We start from the raw sequence: 17,121 nt of genomic DNA on the forward strand, positions 1-17,121 counted from the left end.
GCGCGCACGACGGCCTGCGCACCGTTGTCAGCTGGTACCTCTGCTGCGAGACACCGGCCGGTGACGTGTCCACGTGTCTGGTGCCGGGAGGGGGATTTGAACCCCCACGGGAAACCCCACACGCCCCTCAAGCGTGCGCGTCTGCCAAGTTCCGCCATCCCGGCGCGGGCTTCCCGAACGGTGCACTCAGGGGAAGCAGCGTCATTATAGAAACGCCCGCGCAGGGGTGTCAAACCGCGGTGGGGATACCAGCAGGCGTGTTAGCGCCAGAAGGCCAGCACGCTGGCCGTCAGCACGAACGCGATCGAGAACCCCGTGGTGATCCTGGTGAGCAGTGTCTCGCGTGGCCGCGGCCCGTGGAAGAGCCGCGCGCTGCCGCCGATGGCCCCCAGGCCCTCGCCCTTGGGCCCCTGCAGCAGGATGATGCCGATGAGCGCCAGCGCGATCACCAGGTGCACGATGTAGAGCGCAAGGGGAATGTCCGTCACCTGACACGTCCTCCCCAGAGCCGGTTCCGCGAGCGTACTGCCCCGCCCGGAGCGTCCTTCATGCTAGCACCCGTGGCCCCGGACCGCAAGAATGGGCACGCCCCTTGCGCCCCGCGCCAAGCAGCTCCAGAGCCGCTCGCCGTCGCGACGCCGAATACACGCCCCCGCGCCGGGCCGCAAGAACACGCGCGCCTCCTGCGCCCCAGCGCCGTCTGCACCCGGTTGCCTCGGCGCCCCTGCGCCCGCTGGCCCCACGCCTCTGCGTCCCTGCGTCTGCGCGCGCCCCGGTACCCCCGACATCCCGGCGAGCGCTGCTCGCGCCCCGCGCCGCATCTGCCCCCTTCCGGGTTCCACCCGCGTCGGCAGCCGCCGTCGTCCGCGCACGTCCGTCGCGCGCTCACGGGGCCACACGCGCGCCCAGGACGGCCCGCACGATGCCCACGAAGGCATCGGCCTGCAGGCTGGCGCCCCCGACCAGGGCGCCATCGACCTCGGGTTGCCCGGCGAACTCACCGACCGTCTGGGGGGTGACGCTGCCGCCGTAGAGCACGCGGACCGCCGCCGCGCCAGCGCTGAACCGGTCGCGCAGCCAGGCGCGTAGCAGGCCGGCGATACGGTTCGCTTCTGCGCCGGTCGCAGGCCGGCCGGTGCCGATGGCCCAGACGGGCTCGTACGCCACGACGAGCCGCGCGGCGTCCGCCGCGCCGGCATCGGCGACCCCGGCGCGCAGTTGCGCGGCCAGCACGTCCTCGGTGCGCCCCGCCTCCCGTTCCTCCAACGTCTCGCCCACGCACAGGATGGGCACCAGCCCGTGCGCCAGGGCGGTGACCACCTTGCGCGCCACCATGGCATCCGTCTCGCCCAGACCGTGGCGGCGTTCGGAGTGTCCGATGATCACGTGGGTGCACCCCACGTCGCGCAGCATCGGCGCGGCGATCTCCCCGGTGAACGGCCCCTGGGGTGCCCAGTGCACGTTCTGGGCGCCCAGGCCGATCGTCGAGCCGGCCAGGGCGCGGCCGACGTCGGCCAGCGCCGTGAACGGCGGGCAGACCACGACCTCGATCCCGGCCAGGCCGTCCAGGGCCTGCCGCAGCGCGCCGACCAGGTCCAGGGCCTCGCGGATGCGCAGGTGCATCTTCCAGTTGCCGGCCACCAGCGGTGTGCGCATGATCGCCTCCTGAAAAGGTCCGAGCAGGCGCGTTGCGTCCGGAGCCTGCGGCGCTCAGGGTCTCCGGTTCTCAACCCGTCCCCGGGCTGTGACTGCCACTGCTCGATTGTCGGGCCCGCGAGCTGCGATGTGCGCCTACCGGACCCGGTCGGGCCGACAGGGCGCCGTCAGGCCGACCGGGCACCTGGCGCCTGTGCATCCTGCAGGACCGCGACACCGGGCAGCTCGCGCCCCTCCAGGAACTCCAGCGACGCCCCACCGCCGGTAGAGACGTGCGTCATGCGGTCGGCCAGGCCGAACGCGTCGACCGCCGCCGCGGTGTCGCCGCCGCCCACGATGGTCACGGCGGACGCACGGGCCATCGCCTCGGCCACCGCGCGGGTGCCGGCGGCGAACGCCGGGATCTCGAAGACCCCCATCGGCCCGTTCCACAGCACGGTGCCGGCCTGGGCGATGACGCCCGCGAAGTGCGCCGCGGTCTCGGGCCCGATGTCCACGCCGGCCCACCCCGGTGGGATGGCCGAGGCGGGCACGACGCGCGTGGGGGCGTCGGCCCGCACGGCCTCGGCCACCACCACGTCCACCGGCAGGTGGACCGCCACCCCGCGGCGGGCGGCCTCGGCGAGGAGGTCGGCCGCCAGCGCGAGGCGGTCGGGCTCACACAGTGACGCCCCGATCTCGTACCCGCGCGCCCGCAGGAACGTGTACGCCATGCCGCCGCCCAGCAGCAGGGTGTCGGCGCGGGTCAGCAGGTGGCGGATCACGGCGATCTTGTCCGATACCTTCTTGCCGCCCAGGATGGCCACGAACGGCCGGACCGGGTCCTCGAGCGCCTGGCCCAGGTGCCGCAACTCCTTCTCCATCAGGAAGCCCGCGACGGCCGGCAGCAGCGTGGCGACACCCACCGTAGACGCGTGCGCGCGATGGGCCGTCCCGAAGGCGTCGTTGACGTACAGGTCGGCCAGCGCCGCCAGCTGCGCGGCGAACGCCGGATCGTTGGCTTCCTCGCCCGGATGGAAGCGCAGGTTCTCCAGCAGCACCACCTGGCCGGGCTGCAGGGCCGCCACCGCCGCGGCGACCTCCGGGCCGACGCAGTCGGGTAGCACCGGCACCGGCTGCCCCAGCAGCGCGCTCAGCCGCTCGCCCACCGGTGCCAGGCGAAAGCGCGGGTCGGGGACCCCGCCCGGCCGCCCCAGGTGCGAGGCGAGGATCACGCGCGCCCCCCGCTCGACCAGGTAGCGGATCGTGGGGAGGGCCTCGCGGATGCGCCGGTCGTCGGTGACGACCCCACCCTCCATGGGCACGTTGAAGTCGACGCGCACCAGGACCCGCCGGCCCGCGACGTCCACGTCGCGGACGGTCTTCTTCGCGGCCATGGGGCTACAGCCCGCGCTCGTACATGTACGCCACGAGGTCGGCCACGCGGCACGCGTAGCCCCACTCGTTGTCGTACCAGGTCATGACTTTCACGAAGGTCTCGCCGAGCACTGTCGTCAGCGGCCCGTCCACGATGCCCGAGCGCGGGTCGCCTTTGAAGTCCATGGAGACGAGCTCCTCCTCAGTGTACCCCAGGACCTTCCGCATCTCGCCCTCGGCGTACCGCTTGAAGGCGGCGTTGACCTCCTGGGCCGAGGCGGGCCGCTCGAGCTCGCACACGAGGTCGACGATGGACACGGTCGGCGTGGGGACCCGCAGGGCGATGCCGTGCATGCGGCCCTTCAGCTCGGGGAGCACCAGGAAGATGGCCTTGGCGGCTCCGGTCGTGGCCGGGATGATGTTCAGCGCCGCCGCCCGGGCCTCGCGCAGGTTTTCGCCGACCACGTCCAGGATGCGCTGCGTGTTGGTGTAGGAGTGGACGGTGGTCATGAAGCCGCGCTTGATGCCGAACTCCCGGCTGAGCACCTTGGCTGTCACGGCCAGGGCGTTGGTGGTGCACGACCCGTTGCTCACGATGGTGTGCCGGGCCGGATCGTAGAGCTCGTGGTTGACGCCCATGTTCACCGTGAGGTCCTCACCCTTCCCCGGCGCGCTGATGACGACCTTCCGGACACCGTGGGCGAGGTGGCCGCGGGCCTGCTCGGCCGCGGTGAACCGCCCCGTGGACTCCACCACGATCTGTGCGCCCACCTCGTCCCAGGGGATCTGGGCCGGCTCGCGCTGGGAGAACACGCGGATCGCCTGGCCGTCGATCACGAGCGTCCCGTCCCGGGCGGCCACGGTGCCCGGGTACGTGCCGTAGTTGGAGTCGTACTTGAACAGGTGGGCGTTGGTCTGCAGGTCGGCGATGTCGTTGATGGCGACGACCTGGATGTCGTCGGGGTACCGCTCGCGCATGGCCCGCAGGGACTGGCGGCCGATGCGCCCAAAGCCGTTGATTCCCACCCGCACTGGCATGCCTCCACCTCCTCAGCACACGTCCCCTCGCACTTCAGGCTAGCGCACGCCCACCGGGGCTGTCATCGGGCCGGGGCCCGATCCGTCGCCGGGCGCTGCACGGCTCCACACGGGTGCGGCGTGCCGTCCGGCGGCGCCGCCCGGCGCCCTCGACGCCCGCCGGGCGTGCTCACCCCGGGCCGTCGTCGGACCGTGGCCGACCCCTAGCCGCGGCGTGCCTCGGATCGGTCGACCTTCAGGTAGGCGGCCAGCACGTCGCGCCGGATGAACCCGATGTTGTCGAAGATGCGGATGCTGAAGGCGATGACGGCGCCCAGGTAGATGTCCAGGCCCAGCAGGTCGCCGATGGCGGTGAGCAGGGCGGCGAAGCCGGCGTTCACGATGAACCCCGACAGGAAGATGAGCAGGTCGAACCGGTCCTCCAGCTGCGCCCGGAGGCCACCGAGCACCGTGTCGATCGCCGCCAGGATGGCGATGGCCGTGTACTTCACGTACCCCAGGGGGATCTCCACCGAGACCAGGAACCCCAGCACGATGCCCACGATCAGGCCGAGCAGTGGCAGCCACACGGGCGGATCCCTCCTACTGCGGTGCGCGCACGTGCTCGAACCGGTAGATGCCACGGTACCCCGGCACGTGGAGCCGGGTCTGCCGCGCCAGGCGCACGGGGAAGCCGAAGGCCACCAGCATCTCCACCGCCCCGGCTGGCCGCCGCAGGGCGGCCAGCAGCGCGTCGGGGTCGCCGATGGCCGTGATGACGTACGGCGGGGCCAGCCGCTTGGCGTTGCAGAGGATGGTGGTGCCGACGCAGTTGATCCCGGTGCTGGAGACGACCCGCTCGCCGTTGACGGCCACGGCCTCTGCCCCGGCTGCCCACAGTTCGGCCACCACGGCGTAGAGGTCCGAGTAGTGCAGGATCGTCTTGTTGGGGTCCTCGCCGGGGCGTGGTGGCCGCGGGTTGTCGGCGAGCTCGACCACCACGCCCGGCCCCTCCACGGGCGTCACCCCGGCCCGGGCCCGCAGCTCCTGCAGCGTCCGGCTCAGGCGCGCCGCCGCGGTGCGCCCCTCGGCGGCGGCCTTCTCGTAGTCCTGCAGGCGCGCCCGCAGCTCGGCGACCTCGGCTTCCAGACTCGCCCGGCGCCGCTCGTGGTCGCGCAGGATCAGGGCCAGCTGCTCCAGCTCGGTCGGGGGGATCTGCAGCGTGCGGCGCACCTGCCAGACCGTGCGCACCTGGAGGACCACGACGAAGCCCACCAGCGCCAGCAGCCCGGCCAGGGGCGCCTGCCACCGCACCGCGTGTCGCGCCACGACGGGAAGGACCGTGCGACCTGACCGACGATGCGCCACCGATGCGCTCCGCGGCGACGGGCCCCCGCCCGGGGCCTGCCCGGGCCGGGGTCAGCGCCCGGCCTCCTTGGCCTCCAGCTTCTTCTTGATGCGCTTCAGGCGGAAGACGTCCTCCCGGGCCCGCTGCTCCAGCACGGAGGCGATGTACCGGGTCTCCATGCGCAGCCGCGGGATCACCACCTGCTCCAGGGCGTTGACGCGGCGGGTCGTCTTCTTGATCTCCTCGCCGATCTTGCGCAGCTTGATCTCGGTGGCGGCCACCGCCAGGATCGCGCTCACCACGTCCTCGAACTGGCTCGTGCTGGCCATGGTGCGGGCGCTGGTGGCCACGGGGTTCTGGCCCCGCTCGAGCACGGAGCGCCGCACGTCGGTGATGGCCACCTCGGGGATCTTGGTCCCCCACACGTTGCGGATGGCGATGTCCAGCAGCACGTCCCGCCGGGCCGGGATGGCGGCGGCCTCGAGCGCCTCGCGGCCCTCGAAGGCCTTGGCCAGGGTCAGCATGACGTACGCCTCGCGGCAGGCGGCGGTGAGGCGCTCGCGGGCCTGGAGCGACTCGCGCACGACCTTGAAGAAGTCGGCCACCAGCGCATCGCGCTTCCGCTTGAGCAGGTCGACGCCCTGCTGCGCCACGCGCAGCTGGTTGCGCCGCTGCAGCAGGTTCATGCGGGTGGGGCTGATGACCTCGGCCATTGCGCGCTCCCCGTCTCTGTCAGCGCCCCGGGCGCGCCGTCGGCGCGGCGCCCGCGTCCGGCGTCACAGCCGGATCTTCTCCTCCCAGAGCTGCTCCATCTGCTCGCCGAAGTAGTACTTGTCCACGTGGTCCTGCTTGATGCGCTTGAGTTCACCCTTGGGGAACATCGACAGGAGCTTCCAGCCGATGGTGAGGGTCTCCTCGATGGACCGATCGGTCTGCCCCTGGCCCAGGAACTCGCGCTCGAACGCCTCGGCGAACTTCAGGTAGAGGCGGTCGCGGTCGGTCAGCGCTTCCTCGCCGATGATGGCCACGAGGCGGCGCAGGTCCACGCCGTTGGCGTACGACGCGAACAGCTGGTCCTTGACGTTGGCGTGGTCGGCGCGGGTGCGCCCGGGCCCGATGCCGTCGTTCATCAGGCGCGACAGGCTCGGCAGGGGGTTGATGGGCGGGTAGATCCCGTTGCGGTGCAGCGCCCGGCTCAGCACGATCTGCCCTTCGGTGATGTAGCCCGTGAGGTCGGGGATCGGGTGGGTGATGTCGTCGTCGGGCATGGTCAGGATCGGCAGCTGGGTGATGGAGCCCTTGCGGCCGTGGATGCGGCCCGCGCGCTCGTAGATGGTGGCCAGGTCGGTGTACATGTAGCCGGGGTAGCCGCGCCGGCCCGGGATCTCCTCGCGCGCCGCGCCGATCTCGCGCAGCGCCTCGCAGTAGTTGGTCATGTCCGTCAGGATGACCAGCACCTGCATGTCCAGCTCGAACGCCAGGTACTCGGCGGTGGTCAGCGCCACCCGGGGGGTCATCAGCCGCTCGATGGCCGGGTCGTCGGCCAGGTTGAGGAAGACCACGCTGCGCGCCAGCGCGCCGGTGGACTCGAACTGCTCGATGAAGTACGCCGCCTCGCGCTGGGTGATGCCCATGGCGCCGAAGACCACCGAGAACGCCTCGCCCTCGCCGCGCACCCTGGCCTGGCGGGCGATCTGGGCCGCCAGCTCGTTGTGGGGCAGCCCCGCGCCCGAGAAGATCGGCAGCTTCTGGCCGCGCACCAGCGTGTTGAGGCCGTCGATGGCCGAGATGCCGGTCTGGATGAACTCCTGCGGCCGTTGCCGCGCCACCGGGTTGATGGGCGCGCCCACCACCGGCAGGCGCTTCTCGGGGATGATGGGCGGCAGCCCGTCGATGGGATCGCCCAGGCCGTTGAACCGTCGGCCGATCATCTCGCGGGAGACGCCGATGCGGGCCACGTCCTCGCGCAGGCTGACCGAGGTGTGGGCCAGGTCCAGTCCGGCGGTCTCCTCGAAGACCTGGATCACCGCCACCCGCTCGGACGCCTCGATGACCTGGCCGCCCCGGATGCTGCCGTCGGGCAGGTGGATGTTGACGATGGCGCCATACGGCAGGTCCCGGGCGCCCTCGACGAACAGCAGCGGCCCGGAGATGTACGAGATCGACTGGTACTGCTTGGTCGCCAGCTCCATGGCCTGCTACCCTCCCGCCGCGGCCTTGGCCCCGAACGCCTCGGGGAGCCGCGCGAACCACGCCGCGATGTACGCGCCGAACTGGTCGTTGGGCACTTCCTTCATGCGGGCGATCTCCTCCATCTGCTTGAGGTTCAGGATCTCGTCCATGGCCATCCCGCGCCGCAGCGCCGCGCTGGCCTCGTCGTAGAAGGTGATGATGGCCCGCAGCATCCCGTAGGCCTTCTCCAGGGAGCAGTAGGCGTCCACCTCCGAGAACGACGACTGCTGGAGGAAGTCCTCGCGCAGCATCTTGCCCGCCTCGATCACCAGCCGCTGGTCGTCCTGGAGGGCGTCGGGCCCCACGAGCTGCACGATCTCCTGCAGCTCGGCCTCGCGCTGCAGCAGCGCCGAGGCGCGGTCGCGCAGGGTCTCGAAGTCCTCGGGCATGTGCTCCCGGTACCAGTCGCGGAACAGCGGCGTGTAGAGGCTGTAGGAGCGCAGCCAGTGGATGGCCGGGAAGTGGCGCCGGTGGGCCAGGCTGGCGTCCAGCGACCAGAAGGTGCCGACGATGCGCAGGGTGGCCTGGGTAACCGGTTCGGACAGGTCGCCGCCGGGTGGCGAGACCGCCCCGACCACGGTGACCGACCCGTGGCGCTCCGGCTGCCCCAGGCAGACGGCGCGCCCGGCGCGCTCGTAGAACGCCGCCAGACGGCTGGAGAGGTAGGGCGGGTAGCCCTCCTCGGCGGGCATCTCCTCCAGCCGGGACGAGATCTCGCGCATCGCCTCGGCCCACCGGCTGGTGGAGTCGGCCATCAGCGCCACCTTGTAGCCCTGGTCACGCCAGTACTCGGCCATGGTGATGCCGGTGTAGACCGACGCCTCCCGGGCCGCCACGGGCATGTTGGACGTGTTGGCGATGATGATCGTCCGCTCCATGAGCGGCCGGCCAGTGCGCGGGTCCTCCAGCTCGGGGAACTCGTCGAGCACGTGGGTCATCTCGTTGCCGCGCTCGCCGCACCCCACGTAGATGATCACGTCGGCGTTGGACCACTTGGCCAGCGTCTGCTGCATGACGGTCTTCCCCGAGCCGAACGGCCCGGGGATGGCCGCCGCACCGCCCATCGCCACCGGGAAGAGGACGTCGATGATGCGCTGGCCCGAGATGAACGGCTCCCGCGGGTCGAGCTTGCGCGCCACGGGCCGGGGCACGCGCACCGGCCAGCGGTGCGCGAGCCGCAGCTCGGTGCCGTCGTCCAGACGGCCGATGACGTCGTCGACGGTGAACTCCCCGGAGCGCAGCTCCGCGAGCCGCCCGCCCCGCAGCCCCGGCGGCACCATGATCCGGTGCTGGAAGCCGAACTCCTGCACCCAGCCCAGCACGTCGCCGGGGCCGACCTGCTGCCCGGGGGCCGCCGTGGCGACGAACGCCCACCGCTTCGTACGGTCGAGGGCCTCGGTCACCGCGCCGCGGGCGATGAAGTCGCCCTTCTGGCGCCGCACGCTCTCCAGGGGCCGCTGAATGCCGTCGAAGATCGAGGTCAGCAGCCCCGGCCCCAGCTCCAGCGACAGGGGCGCGCCCGTGGTGTGCACGGGCTCCCCCACCTGCAACCCCGAGGTGTCCTCGTAGACCTGGATGAAGGCCGTGGCCCCGTCCAGCCGGATGATCTCGCCCAGCAGGCCCTCGCGGCCCACGCGGACCAGGTCGTACATCCGCGCGCCGGGAATCCCCCGGGCGATGACCGCTGGCCCGGCGATCTTGATGATCTCGCCCTGCGTCGCCATCGCCTGCCTCCTACCGCAGCTTCACGTAGAACCCGATGTGCTCCTTGACCAGCCGCGCCACGTACTGCTCGGCGCTCTCGGCCTGCGCCTCCGGGGCCGGGAACGGCACGAGGATCGGCAGGTCGCGGCCGCGCAGCAGCCGCGCGCGCTCCTCGGCGGCCCCCTCCAGCAGCGCCTCGTTGACGGCCACCAGGCCGTAGTCCAGCGCGACGAGCTGCCGGAGCTGCTCCAGGGCCTCCCGGGGCGTGGTGGCCTCGCGCACCTCCACGCCCGCCAGGCGAAAGCCCGTGGCGGTCTCGGGGTCGGTGATCACGGCGAACCTATACAAGGAGCATCTCCCGGCGCACCTGCTCGCGCGGCAGCCCGTACACCTTGCCGCGCGCAATGAGCCGCAGGTTCGCCACCTCCGCGGTCTTCATGGCCAGGAAGCCCACGACGATGTCGATGCCCAACGGATCGCCCAGGTAGTAGCGGACCAGGGTCCTGACCACATGATAGTCGAGCTCCCGTTCGAACGCCACGAGATCGCCGGGCAGTTCTTTCACCGGAAAGCCGTGGACGCGCAGCCGCTCCCACGCCGCCGCCTGGGCCTGGGCATCCGACAGCCCCAGGAACAGCTTGTCGGTGACGATGGCGCCGCCGGGGATGTAGAACTGCAGCCGCCGGGCCTCGGGCAGCGTCCCGGCCAGGGCCAGCTTGAGCGCGGTCTTGACGTTGGCGACGTCGATCTCGGTGCGGAAGACCTCGCGCAGCACCGCGGCGTCGTGCCCCCGACCGCTCGCCCGCGCCAGCCCCCAGCCAGCATAGGCGCGCTCCAGCCCCAACTCCAACGCCAGCAGGTCCTGGGTGCGGGCGTACGCGGCGACGCCCTCGGCCAGCGGCCCCGCCAGCGGGTGGTTCACCGCCTCCAGCGTGCCGGCCAGCGCTGCCATGTCGGGGTAGCCCGCCAGCTCCTTCAGGAGGGTCTCGCTGAGGTTGCCGGCCGGCACCAGGGCAGCGACGATCTCGTCCGCGGGGCGGCCGGCATGTTTGCCGCGCACGATGACCCGCAGGTTGTGCAGGTCCCAGCGCAGCAGCAGCGTCTCCAGCAGCGCGCGGGCCTGGCCGTCGGCGAAGCTCAGAATCGCCCGCGTGGTGCGCTGGAGGTTGCGCGCCAGCGCCTCGTCCACCGCCCGCACACCCTGCGCGCGGACCAGCGCTTCCTGGAGGTCGTCGCCGTAGGGCGTGGCCGCCAGCGCCTGCAGGAACGCCTCGAACGTCGGCGCCCCGAGCAGCTCCTCCAGCCGCCCCGGCGACAGCAGCCGGCTGCGCATGGCGCGGACCCTGGCGTTGACGTAGGGGAAGTCCGGCATGCGGCCGACGGTTACCCCCAGAGCACGCGCGCCACCTCGCCGGCCAGCATCGGACGCGCGCGCTCCAGGCGCGAGGCCAGCGTGTTGGTGACGACGAACCGCCCATCGGCCGAGGTCACGCGCGCGCCGCCGGTCACGGCCGGGTCGGTGTGCACCTGCACCTGCCAGCCCTGGCGGCGGACCACCTCGCGTGCCAGCGGCGCGTCGTCGGGGTGCACCGTGACCACGGCGGCATCGCCGAGGCTGCGCACCGCCTCCAGGAGAAACGCCTCCAGCGCCGCCGGGTACGCCTGGGGGTCGCGCGCCAGCCGCGCCAGTTCGGCCTCGGCCTCGGCGAAGACCTTGCCGATCTCCTCCTCTTTGGCCTGGAGCACCAGGGACGTCGCGCGCAGCTGCGCGGTGCTCTGCGCCCGGGTCACCGCGGCACGGTAGGCGGCCTCCAGCCGCTCGTGGTGGCGCGCCACCAGCTCGGCCGCCTGCTGCCGGGCCTCGGCGACGATCGCCTCGGCCTGGGCCCGGGCGTCGGCCAGGAGCTTCTCGCGCTCGGCCGCAGCCTCGCGCTCGAGGAGGGCGATCAGCTCCGACGTCATGGTCTGCGCCCGCCGGACTACAGCCGGCCGACGATGAAGAAGGCCACCAGGAAGCCGAAGATGATCAGCGTCTCGGGCAGCACCAGGAAGATCAGCATCTGCCCGCCGATCTCGGGCCGCTCGGCCATGGCGCCCGCGGCCGCGGACCCGATGCGCGACTGCGCCCAGGCGGTGCCGATGGCGCCGCCGAAGACCGCCAGCGCTGCGGCCAGGGCCATCAGTCCGTGGGCCAGGGTGATCTGCCGGGCGCCCTCGGCCGGCGTCTCCGCGGCCAGCCCGGGGCCGGCCGCGAGCAGCACCGCCACCGCCAGCGTCAGCATCCGTAGAACCGTCTTCACGCTAGTCACCTCCCGTTTTGTGGAGCGGCTGGTACGAGTTGCCGGTTTCGTCGTGGTACTTCACCTTGGTGAGGAACTCGACCCAGTTGAGACGCGCCGGCTGGATGATGTGCCCGGCGATCGTGAACAGGAAGAACACCAGCTGGAAGGCGATACCGGCCAGCACCCCGACCCACACCGGCCCCAGCTGGCCGCCCAGCTCGTTGGCGACGTTGGCCAGCACGGCCGCGGCCAGCCCGACGCCGAACAACCGGGCATAGGACAGGACGTTGCCCATGCCCGAGATCGCCTCCAGCAACCACATCAGGGCGAACCGGCTGACCACGACGCCCAGCGCCACGAACACCACGAACGCCCCCAGCAGCAGCATCCCGGGGCGCTGGACCGCCGCCGGGAGCTGCCCGCCCATGGCACCCAGCACGGCCACCAGCCCCAGCACCCCCGAGAGCATCGCCAGCGACTCGAGCACGCCGAAGGTGTGCCGGTGCCGGAGGGCCACCACCAGGTGCAGCACGTAGCCCAGCACGATCTGCACCAGGCCCAGCGCCACGGTGAACTTGAAGAACGCGATGGTCAGCTCCACGCGGTTGAAGAGCGGGTGCAGGCCGAGGTGGTGCTCGAGCAGGTTGCCGAACACCTCGAGGTACAGCGCGCCGAAGAGCATCGACCAGGCGGCCATGACGCGGATGATCCACGAGGCGTCGGCCAGCGCCGCCGGGCCCAGCTTCATGCCGAGCTGGATCGGCCCGACCCCCACCTCCCACGTCTCGCCGCGCCGGGCCTTGCTCCGCAGCCACCACCCGAACGCGAAGAGCAGCGCGCCGTAGGCCACGTCGCCGATGACGATACCGACGAACAGCGGGAAGAAGACCGCCAGGAAGATCGTCGGGTCCAGGGTGCCGTACCGTGGCGGCTTGAACAGCGCCAGCATGCGCTGGAACGGCCGGATCGGCGCGGGGTTGTCCAGCAGCACCGGCACGTGCTCCGCCTCGTGGGGATCGGCGGGCGCGTCGTAGACCACCACGTCGCCGGCGAAGCGCGTGCGCAACACGCCGCGCACCTCGCCCACGCGCGGGGCCGGCACCCAGCCGTGCAGGATGAACGTGTAGCGCGACTGCCCCAGCTGGGGCAGCGTGCGCAGCTGGGCCAGCCGGTCGGCGACCAGGGCCCGCATGGCGGTCAAGCGCGGCCGGTGCCGACGGGCCGCCTCGGCCAGCTGCTGGCCGATCGCCTCGAGCTCGGCCGGCAGCTCGGCGCGGCGGCGCTCCATGTGTCGCACGGCCTCCAGGGGCGGGTACTGGGCGTAGCGCGCCGGGAGCCGCAACTCCGAGATGCCCGCCTGCGTGAGGAAGCTGCGCACCGTGTCGGCGTCGCGGTGCAGGTAGGCCACCACCACGCCGATCTTGCCTTCCTCGACGATCCGGCTCACGACCTCCACGCGCCCGCCGGTGCGCGCGGCCAGCTGCTGGCGCAGCGCCTGCACCACCGACAGGTCCTTGCCGCGCACGATGAAGCCCACCGACTCGAGGTGCCGGCTGCCCTCCAGCGCGGCCAGCAGCGGCGAGAGCACGCGCACCGCGCCCTCGTAGGTCCGGATCAGCTCCAGTTCCTCTTCGGCCTCGAGCCGGCGCCGCACCAACGCCTGCACGTCGGCCTCGATCTCGCCCACCGCCGCGTCCAGGGCCGCGTCGTCGGCGTCGGCGAGGGCAGCGGCCTGGGCGGCACCGCCGACCGACGGCAGGAGCTTCAGCAGCCCGTCGATCCGGGCCAGGAGCCGCTCCAGCGCCTGCACCCGGGCGGCCGTGGCCTCGTCGACCTCCACGGTGCCGACGGGCGCTTCCTCCGCCTCGATCCGGTCGACGTGGACGACGCCCAGGCGCTGGACCTCGTCCAGCACCGGGCCCAGCAGGCGCTTGGGCCCGACCACCAGGACACGGTGCATCGGGACGATCACGCGGACGCTCCTCGCACCACGCGGTCCACCACCAGCCGGACCGCCTGCGCCCGGTGGGCCGCCGCCTGGCGCCGCAGCGCTTCGACCTCCTGCTGCGCCCGCGTCTCGTGCTCCGCGGTGATGCGCGCCACCTCGGCCGCGACGCGCTCCTCGTGCGCCCGCGAGGCCGCCGCGACCTCGTCGCGCGCCTGCTGGAGGATGCGCTCCGCCTCGGCGCGCGCCCGCGCCACCAGTGCCGCCGCCTCCTGGCGGGCCGCGGCCAGCGCCGCCTCGAGTTCCCGTTCCTTGTGGGCGATCAGCTGCAGGAGGTTCTCGTCCTTGCGGTCGTCGTGCCCATGACCAGCCCGCTGCGCGCTCATTCGGCCTGCCCCTTGGGAATCCGTCGCAAGAAACCCCCAGGTCGCGTCACCCTGGGGGCGCACACACCGTTGGCAGGATAGCAAACGCCCCAGGGGGCGTCAAGCCGCGACAGATGCGGGGAAATGTATCGCGCGCGTGGGATCGCCGACGCGTCTGCGGACACCCGATGTCACGCGACGCCGCCGCCACGGCGTCCTGCTCGCGCGGCCGCCCCCTCAGAACCGCGCCAGGAGCCCTGCCATGCGCACCAGCTCGATGAAGGGCTGGGGGAAGACGCCCACCAGCAGCGTGCCCACCGCCGCCACGCCCAGCGCCACGCGCAGCGGCGCCGGCTCGTGCAGGGGTGCCGGCTGGACGGGCGGCAGCAGGTACATCACGCGGATGACGTTGACGTAGTAGTATAGCGACACCACGCTGTTGACCACCCCCACCGCGGCCAGCCACAGCAACCCGTTGTTGACGGCGGCGCCGAACAGGTAGAACTTGCCCAGGAAGCCCGCGGTGGGTGGAATGCCCGTCAGGGACAGCATGAACAGCGCCATGAGCGCGGCCAGCGCGGGCGCGCGCTGGGCCAGCCCCGCGTAGTCCGGGATCGCATCGGACCCCAGCCGCTGCCCGACGACGATGGCCACGAAGAACGCGCCCAGGTTGGTGAAGGTGTAGGCCAGCACGTACAGCAGCAGGCCAGGCGTCCCGAAGTCGCCGCGGTAGGCCGCCACGCCGATGAGCAGGAAGCCCGCGTGGGAGATGCTGGAGTAGGCCAGCATCCGCTTGATGTTGCGCTGGGGCAGGGCCAGCAGGTTCCCCAGCGTCATGCTGAGCGCCGAGAGCCCGGCGATCAGGGTGATCCAGTCCACGGCGGTGGGCGCCAGGGCCACCACCAGCAGGCGCACCAGCGCCGCGAAGCCGGCGGCCTTGGACGCCACCGACAGGTACGCCGCGATGGGCGTGGGCGCGCCCTCGTAGACGTCGGGCGTCCACTGGTGGAACGGGACCATGGAGATCTTGAACCCGAACCCGGCCAGGGCCAGCACCAGCGCCGCCACCACCGCCGGCGTCGGCGCCGTCCGCAGCTTGCTGGCGATGGCGTACAGGCCCGTCTCGCCCGTCAGGCCGTAGAGGACCGAGAAGCCGTAGAGCATCACCGCCGAGGCGCCCGCGCCGAACAGGAAGTACTTGATGCCCGCCTCGGTGCTGCGGACGTCGGCCTTGATATAGCCCGCCAGCACGTACGACGTGAGGCTGACGAACTCGATGGCCAGGGCCAGCAGGATCAGGTCGGCGCTGCCGGCCATGAGCACCAGGCCCAGGGCCGTGAACACCAGCAGCGCGTACAGCTCGCCCTCGTGGGCCGTCTGGCCGCGGAAGTAGTCCATGGCCGACAGCACCACCAGCGCCGTGGCGCCTACCACCACCAGCTTGAAGAACGTCGCGAAGCCGTCGACCACGTAGGTCCCGAAGAAGACCGTGCGCGACGGTTCCCCCAGCATGCTGGCGATCGGCCCCAGGCCCAGCAGGAGGCCGACCACCGCCGCCCAGCCCACGGCGGTCTTGCGCCCCTGGGGCAGCAGGAGGTCGGCCACCAGCAGGACCAGGCCCAGGGCCGCCAGCCAGTACTCGGGCCGCAGGGCCCACAGCTCTTCGCGCGGGACGGGCATGACGGCCCCCTACCGCAGCGCCGTGACCAGGACGGTCATGGCGCCGTTGATCACGTCCAGCAGCGGCCGCGGGTAGACGCCGAACAGCAGCATCAGCGCCGCCAGCGGGGCCAGCGCCAGGGCCTCACGGCGATCCAGGTCGGGCAGCGTCGCCCACTTCGGGTTCAGCGGCCCGAGGAAGATGCGCTGGATCGTCCACAGGAACATCGCCGCCGAGAAGATCACCCCGGTCACCGCCACGACCGTGAGCTCGGGGAAGATCCCGAATGCGCCCACGAAGATGAGGAACTCCGCCACGAACCCCATCAACCCCGGCAGGCCCAGGGACGCCAGCATGGCCATGGTGGTGATCCCGGTGTAGACCGGCAGCACCGCCCCCAACCCGCCGAAGTCGTCGACCCCGCGGGTGTGGGTCCGGTAGTCGTAGATCACCCCCACGATGAGGAACAGCGCGCCGGTGATGATGCCGTGGGCGACCATCTCGAAGACGGCACCGTTGAGGGCCATGGTGGCGGCCGCCGCCTTCTCGGGCACCCCCACGGCGGCGGCCGCCGCCGCGGTGCCCAGCATCACGTAGCCCATGTGGTTGACGCTGGAGTAGGCCACGAGCTTCTTCAGGTCGGGCTGGGCCATGGCCACCAGGGCACCGTAGACGATGCCGATCAACGCCAGCACCGCCACCAGGGGCGCGTAGGCTTTGAACGCCTCGGGGAGCATGGGCAGGCTGACGCGGACGAAGCCGTAGGTGCCCATCTTCAGCAGGATGCCCGCCAGGATCACGCTGCCCGCCGTGGGCGCCTCGACGTGGGCGTCGGGCAGCCACGTGTGGAACGGCCACATGGGCACCTTGATGGCGAAGGAGAGGAAGAAGCCCCAGAACGCCAGGGCCGCCAGCAGCGGCGTCTGCGCCAGCGGCTGCTGCCTGATCAGCTCCAGGATGGCGAACGTCCGCGGCTCGCTGTGGAAGTACAGCAGCAGGATCGCCAGCAGCATGGCCAGCGAGCCCACCAGGGTGTACAGGAAGAACTTGATGGCGGCGTACTCCCGGCGGGGCCCGCCCCAGATGCCGATGAGGAAGTACATGGGCACCAGGGTGATCTCCCAGAAGACGTAGAAGAGGAAGAAGTCCAGCGCCACGAAGACGCCGTTCATGCCGGTCTCCAGCAGCAGGAACAGGAACAGGTACTCCTTCACCCGGTGGTCGACCCGCCACGAGTAGACGATCGAGAGCAGCGTGAGCAGCGTGGTCAGGATCAGCAACGGCAGGCTCAGGCCGTCGACCCCCAGGTGGTAGTTGATCCCCGCGGCGGGGATCCACGGCACCACCGTCTCCAGCTGCATCCCTGCCCGCCCGACCTCGAAGGGCACCAGGAGGTAGACCGAGACCAGGAACGTCAGCAGCGCGGTGACCAGCGCCACCCAGCGCATCGACTCCTCGCCGCCCTTGGGGATCAGCAGGAGCACCAGCCCCCCGAGCAGCGGCAGGAAGACCGTCGTCGTCAGCAGCCAGTCCATCCCGATGCGATCCTCCTCGTT

17 protein-coding genes and 1 tRNA gene are annotated in these 17,121 nt (G+C 71.8%); all 18 read right to left on the reverse strand.

Features of this window, described 5'->3' with window-relative positions; translation table 11 throughout:
- Nucleotides 1-78: 78 nt before the first annotated feature.
- The 18 genes from QN157_01990 to QN157_02075 all read right to left on the reverse strand — a co-directional run bounded on the left by QN157_01990 (nt 79) and on the right by QN157_02075 (nt 17,100).
- A tRNA-Leu gene (locus tag QN157_01990) sits at nt 79-164 on the reverse strand.
- Between the two features lie 96 nt (nt 165-260).
- Nucleotides 261-488: a preprotein translocase subunit SecG gene (gene secG, locus QN157_01995; GenBank protein MDR7554358.1), complete on the reverse strand. Its 228-nt coding sequence runs from the start codon at nt 486-488 to the stop codon at nt 261-263.
- Between the two features lie 397 nt (nt 489-885).
- Nucleotides 886-1,656 (reverse strand): triose-phosphate isomerase, encoded by a 771-nt coding sequence (gene tpiA, locus QN157_02000; protein MDR7554359.1) that lies wholly within the window; start codon nt 1,654-1,656, stop codon nt 886-888.
- A 167-nt stretch (nt 1,657-1,823) separates the two neighbouring features.
- Nucleotides 1,824-3,032, reverse strand: coding sequence for a phosphoglycerate kinase (locus QN157_02005; protein ID MDR7554360.1), 1,209 nt, complete (start codon nt 3,030-3,032; stop codon nt 1,824-1,826).
- Between the two features lie 4 nt (nt 3,033-3,036).
- Nucleotides 3,037-4,050 carry a type I glyceraldehyde-3-phosphate dehydrogenase gene (gene gap / locus QN157_02010; protein MDR7554361.1) on the reverse strand — a complete coding sequence of 338 codons (1,014 nt, stop codon included), beginning with the start codon at nt 4,048-4,050 and terminating at the stop codon, nt 3,037-3,039.
- Between the two features lie 203 nt (nt 4,051-4,253).
- Complete coding sequence (locus tag QN157_02015; GenBank protein MDR7554362.1) at nt 4,254-4,619, reverse strand: small basic family protein; 366 nt, start codon at nt 4,617-4,619, stop codon at nt 4,254-4,256.
- A 13-nt stretch (nt 4,620-4,632) separates the two neighbouring features.
- Nucleotides 4,633-5,358, reverse strand: a complete 726-nt coding sequence (locus tag QN157_02020; protein ID MDR7554363.1) for a DUF881 domain-containing protein — start codon at nt 5,356-5,358, stop codon at nt 4,633-4,635.
- A 90-nt stretch (nt 5,359-5,448) separates the two neighbouring features.
- Complete coding sequence (locus tag QN157_02025; protein MDR7554364.1) at nt 5,449-6,090, reverse strand: V-type ATP synthase subunit D; 642 nt, start codon at nt 6,088-6,090, stop codon at nt 5,449-5,451.
- Between the two features lie 63 nt (nt 6,091-6,153).
- The gene (locus tag QN157_02030; GenBank protein MDR7554365.1) at nt 6,154-7,569 is read right to left on the reverse strand and encodes a V-type ATP synthase subunit B; all 1,416 of its coding nucleotides are present in this window, start codon (nt 7,567-7,569) and stop codon (nt 6,154-6,156) included.
- Between the two features lie 6 nt (nt 7,570-7,575).
- A complete protein-coding gene (locus tag QN157_02035) occupies nt 7,576-9,333 on the reverse strand; it encodes a V-type ATP synthase subunit A (GenBank protein ID MDR7554366.1) in 1,758 nt (585 codons plus the stop codon).
- Nucleotides 9,334-9,343: 10 nt separating this feature from the next.
- Complete coding sequence (locus QN157_02040; GenBank protein MDR7554367.1) at nt 9,344-9,661, reverse strand: V-type ATP synthase subunit F; 318 nt, start codon at nt 9,659-9,661, stop codon at nt 9,344-9,346.
- A complete protein-coding gene (locus QN157_02045; GenBank protein ID MDR7554368.1) occupies nt 9,654-10,685 on the reverse strand; it encodes a V-type ATPase subunit in 1,032 nt (343 codons plus the stop codon). Before QN157_02045 ends, QN157_02040 begins: the two co-directional genes overlap by 8 nt.
- A gap of 11 nt (nt 10,686-10,696) precedes the next feature.
- Nucleotides 10,697-11,275 carry a V-type ATP synthase subunit E family protein gene (locus QN157_02050; GenBank protein ID MDR7554369.1) on the reverse strand — a complete coding sequence of 193 codons (579 nt, stop codon included), beginning with the start codon at nt 11,273-11,275 and terminating at the stop codon, nt 10,697-10,699.
- A 17-nt stretch (nt 11,276-11,292) separates the two neighbouring features.
- Nucleotides 11,293-11,613 carry a V-type ATP synthase subunit K gene (locus QN157_02055; GenBank protein MDR7554370.1) on the reverse strand — a complete coding sequence of 107 codons (321 nt, stop codon included), beginning with the start codon at nt 11,611-11,613 and terminating at the stop codon, nt 11,293-11,295.
- Between the two features lies 1 nt (nt 11,614).
- A complete protein-coding gene (locus QN157_02060) occupies nt 11,615-13,567 on the reverse strand; it encodes a V-type ATPase 116kDa subunit family protein (GenBank protein ID MDR7554371.1) in 1,953 nt (650 codons plus the stop codon).
- Nucleotides 13,564-13,926, reverse strand: coding sequence for a V-type ATPase subunit subunit G family protein (locus QN157_02065; GenBank protein ID MDR7554372.1), 363 nt, complete (start codon nt 13,924-13,926; stop codon nt 13,564-13,566). Before QN157_02065 ends, QN157_02060 begins: the two co-directional genes overlap by 4 nt.
- A 216-nt stretch (nt 13,927-14,142) precedes the next feature.
- Complete coding sequence (locus QN157_02070) at nt 14,143-15,585, reverse strand: NADH-quinone oxidoreductase subunit N (GenBank protein MDR7554373.1); 1,443 nt, start codon at nt 15,583-15,585, stop codon at nt 14,143-14,145.
- A gap of 9 nt (nt 15,586-15,594) precedes the next feature.
- On the reverse strand, nt 15,595-17,100 hold the full coding sequence (locus tag QN157_02075; protein MDR7554374.1) for an NADH-quinone oxidoreductase subunit M: 1,506 nt from the start codon (nt 17,098-17,100) through the stop codon (nt 15,595-15,597).
- Between the last annotated feature and the right edge of the window lie 21 nt (nt 17,101-17,121).

This window comes from Armatimonadota bacterium (assembly GCA_031459855.1).
Lineage (GTDB): Bacteria > Sysuimicrobiota > Sysuimicrobiia > Sysuimicrobiales > Humicultoraceae > Fervidifonticultor > Fervidifonticultor primus.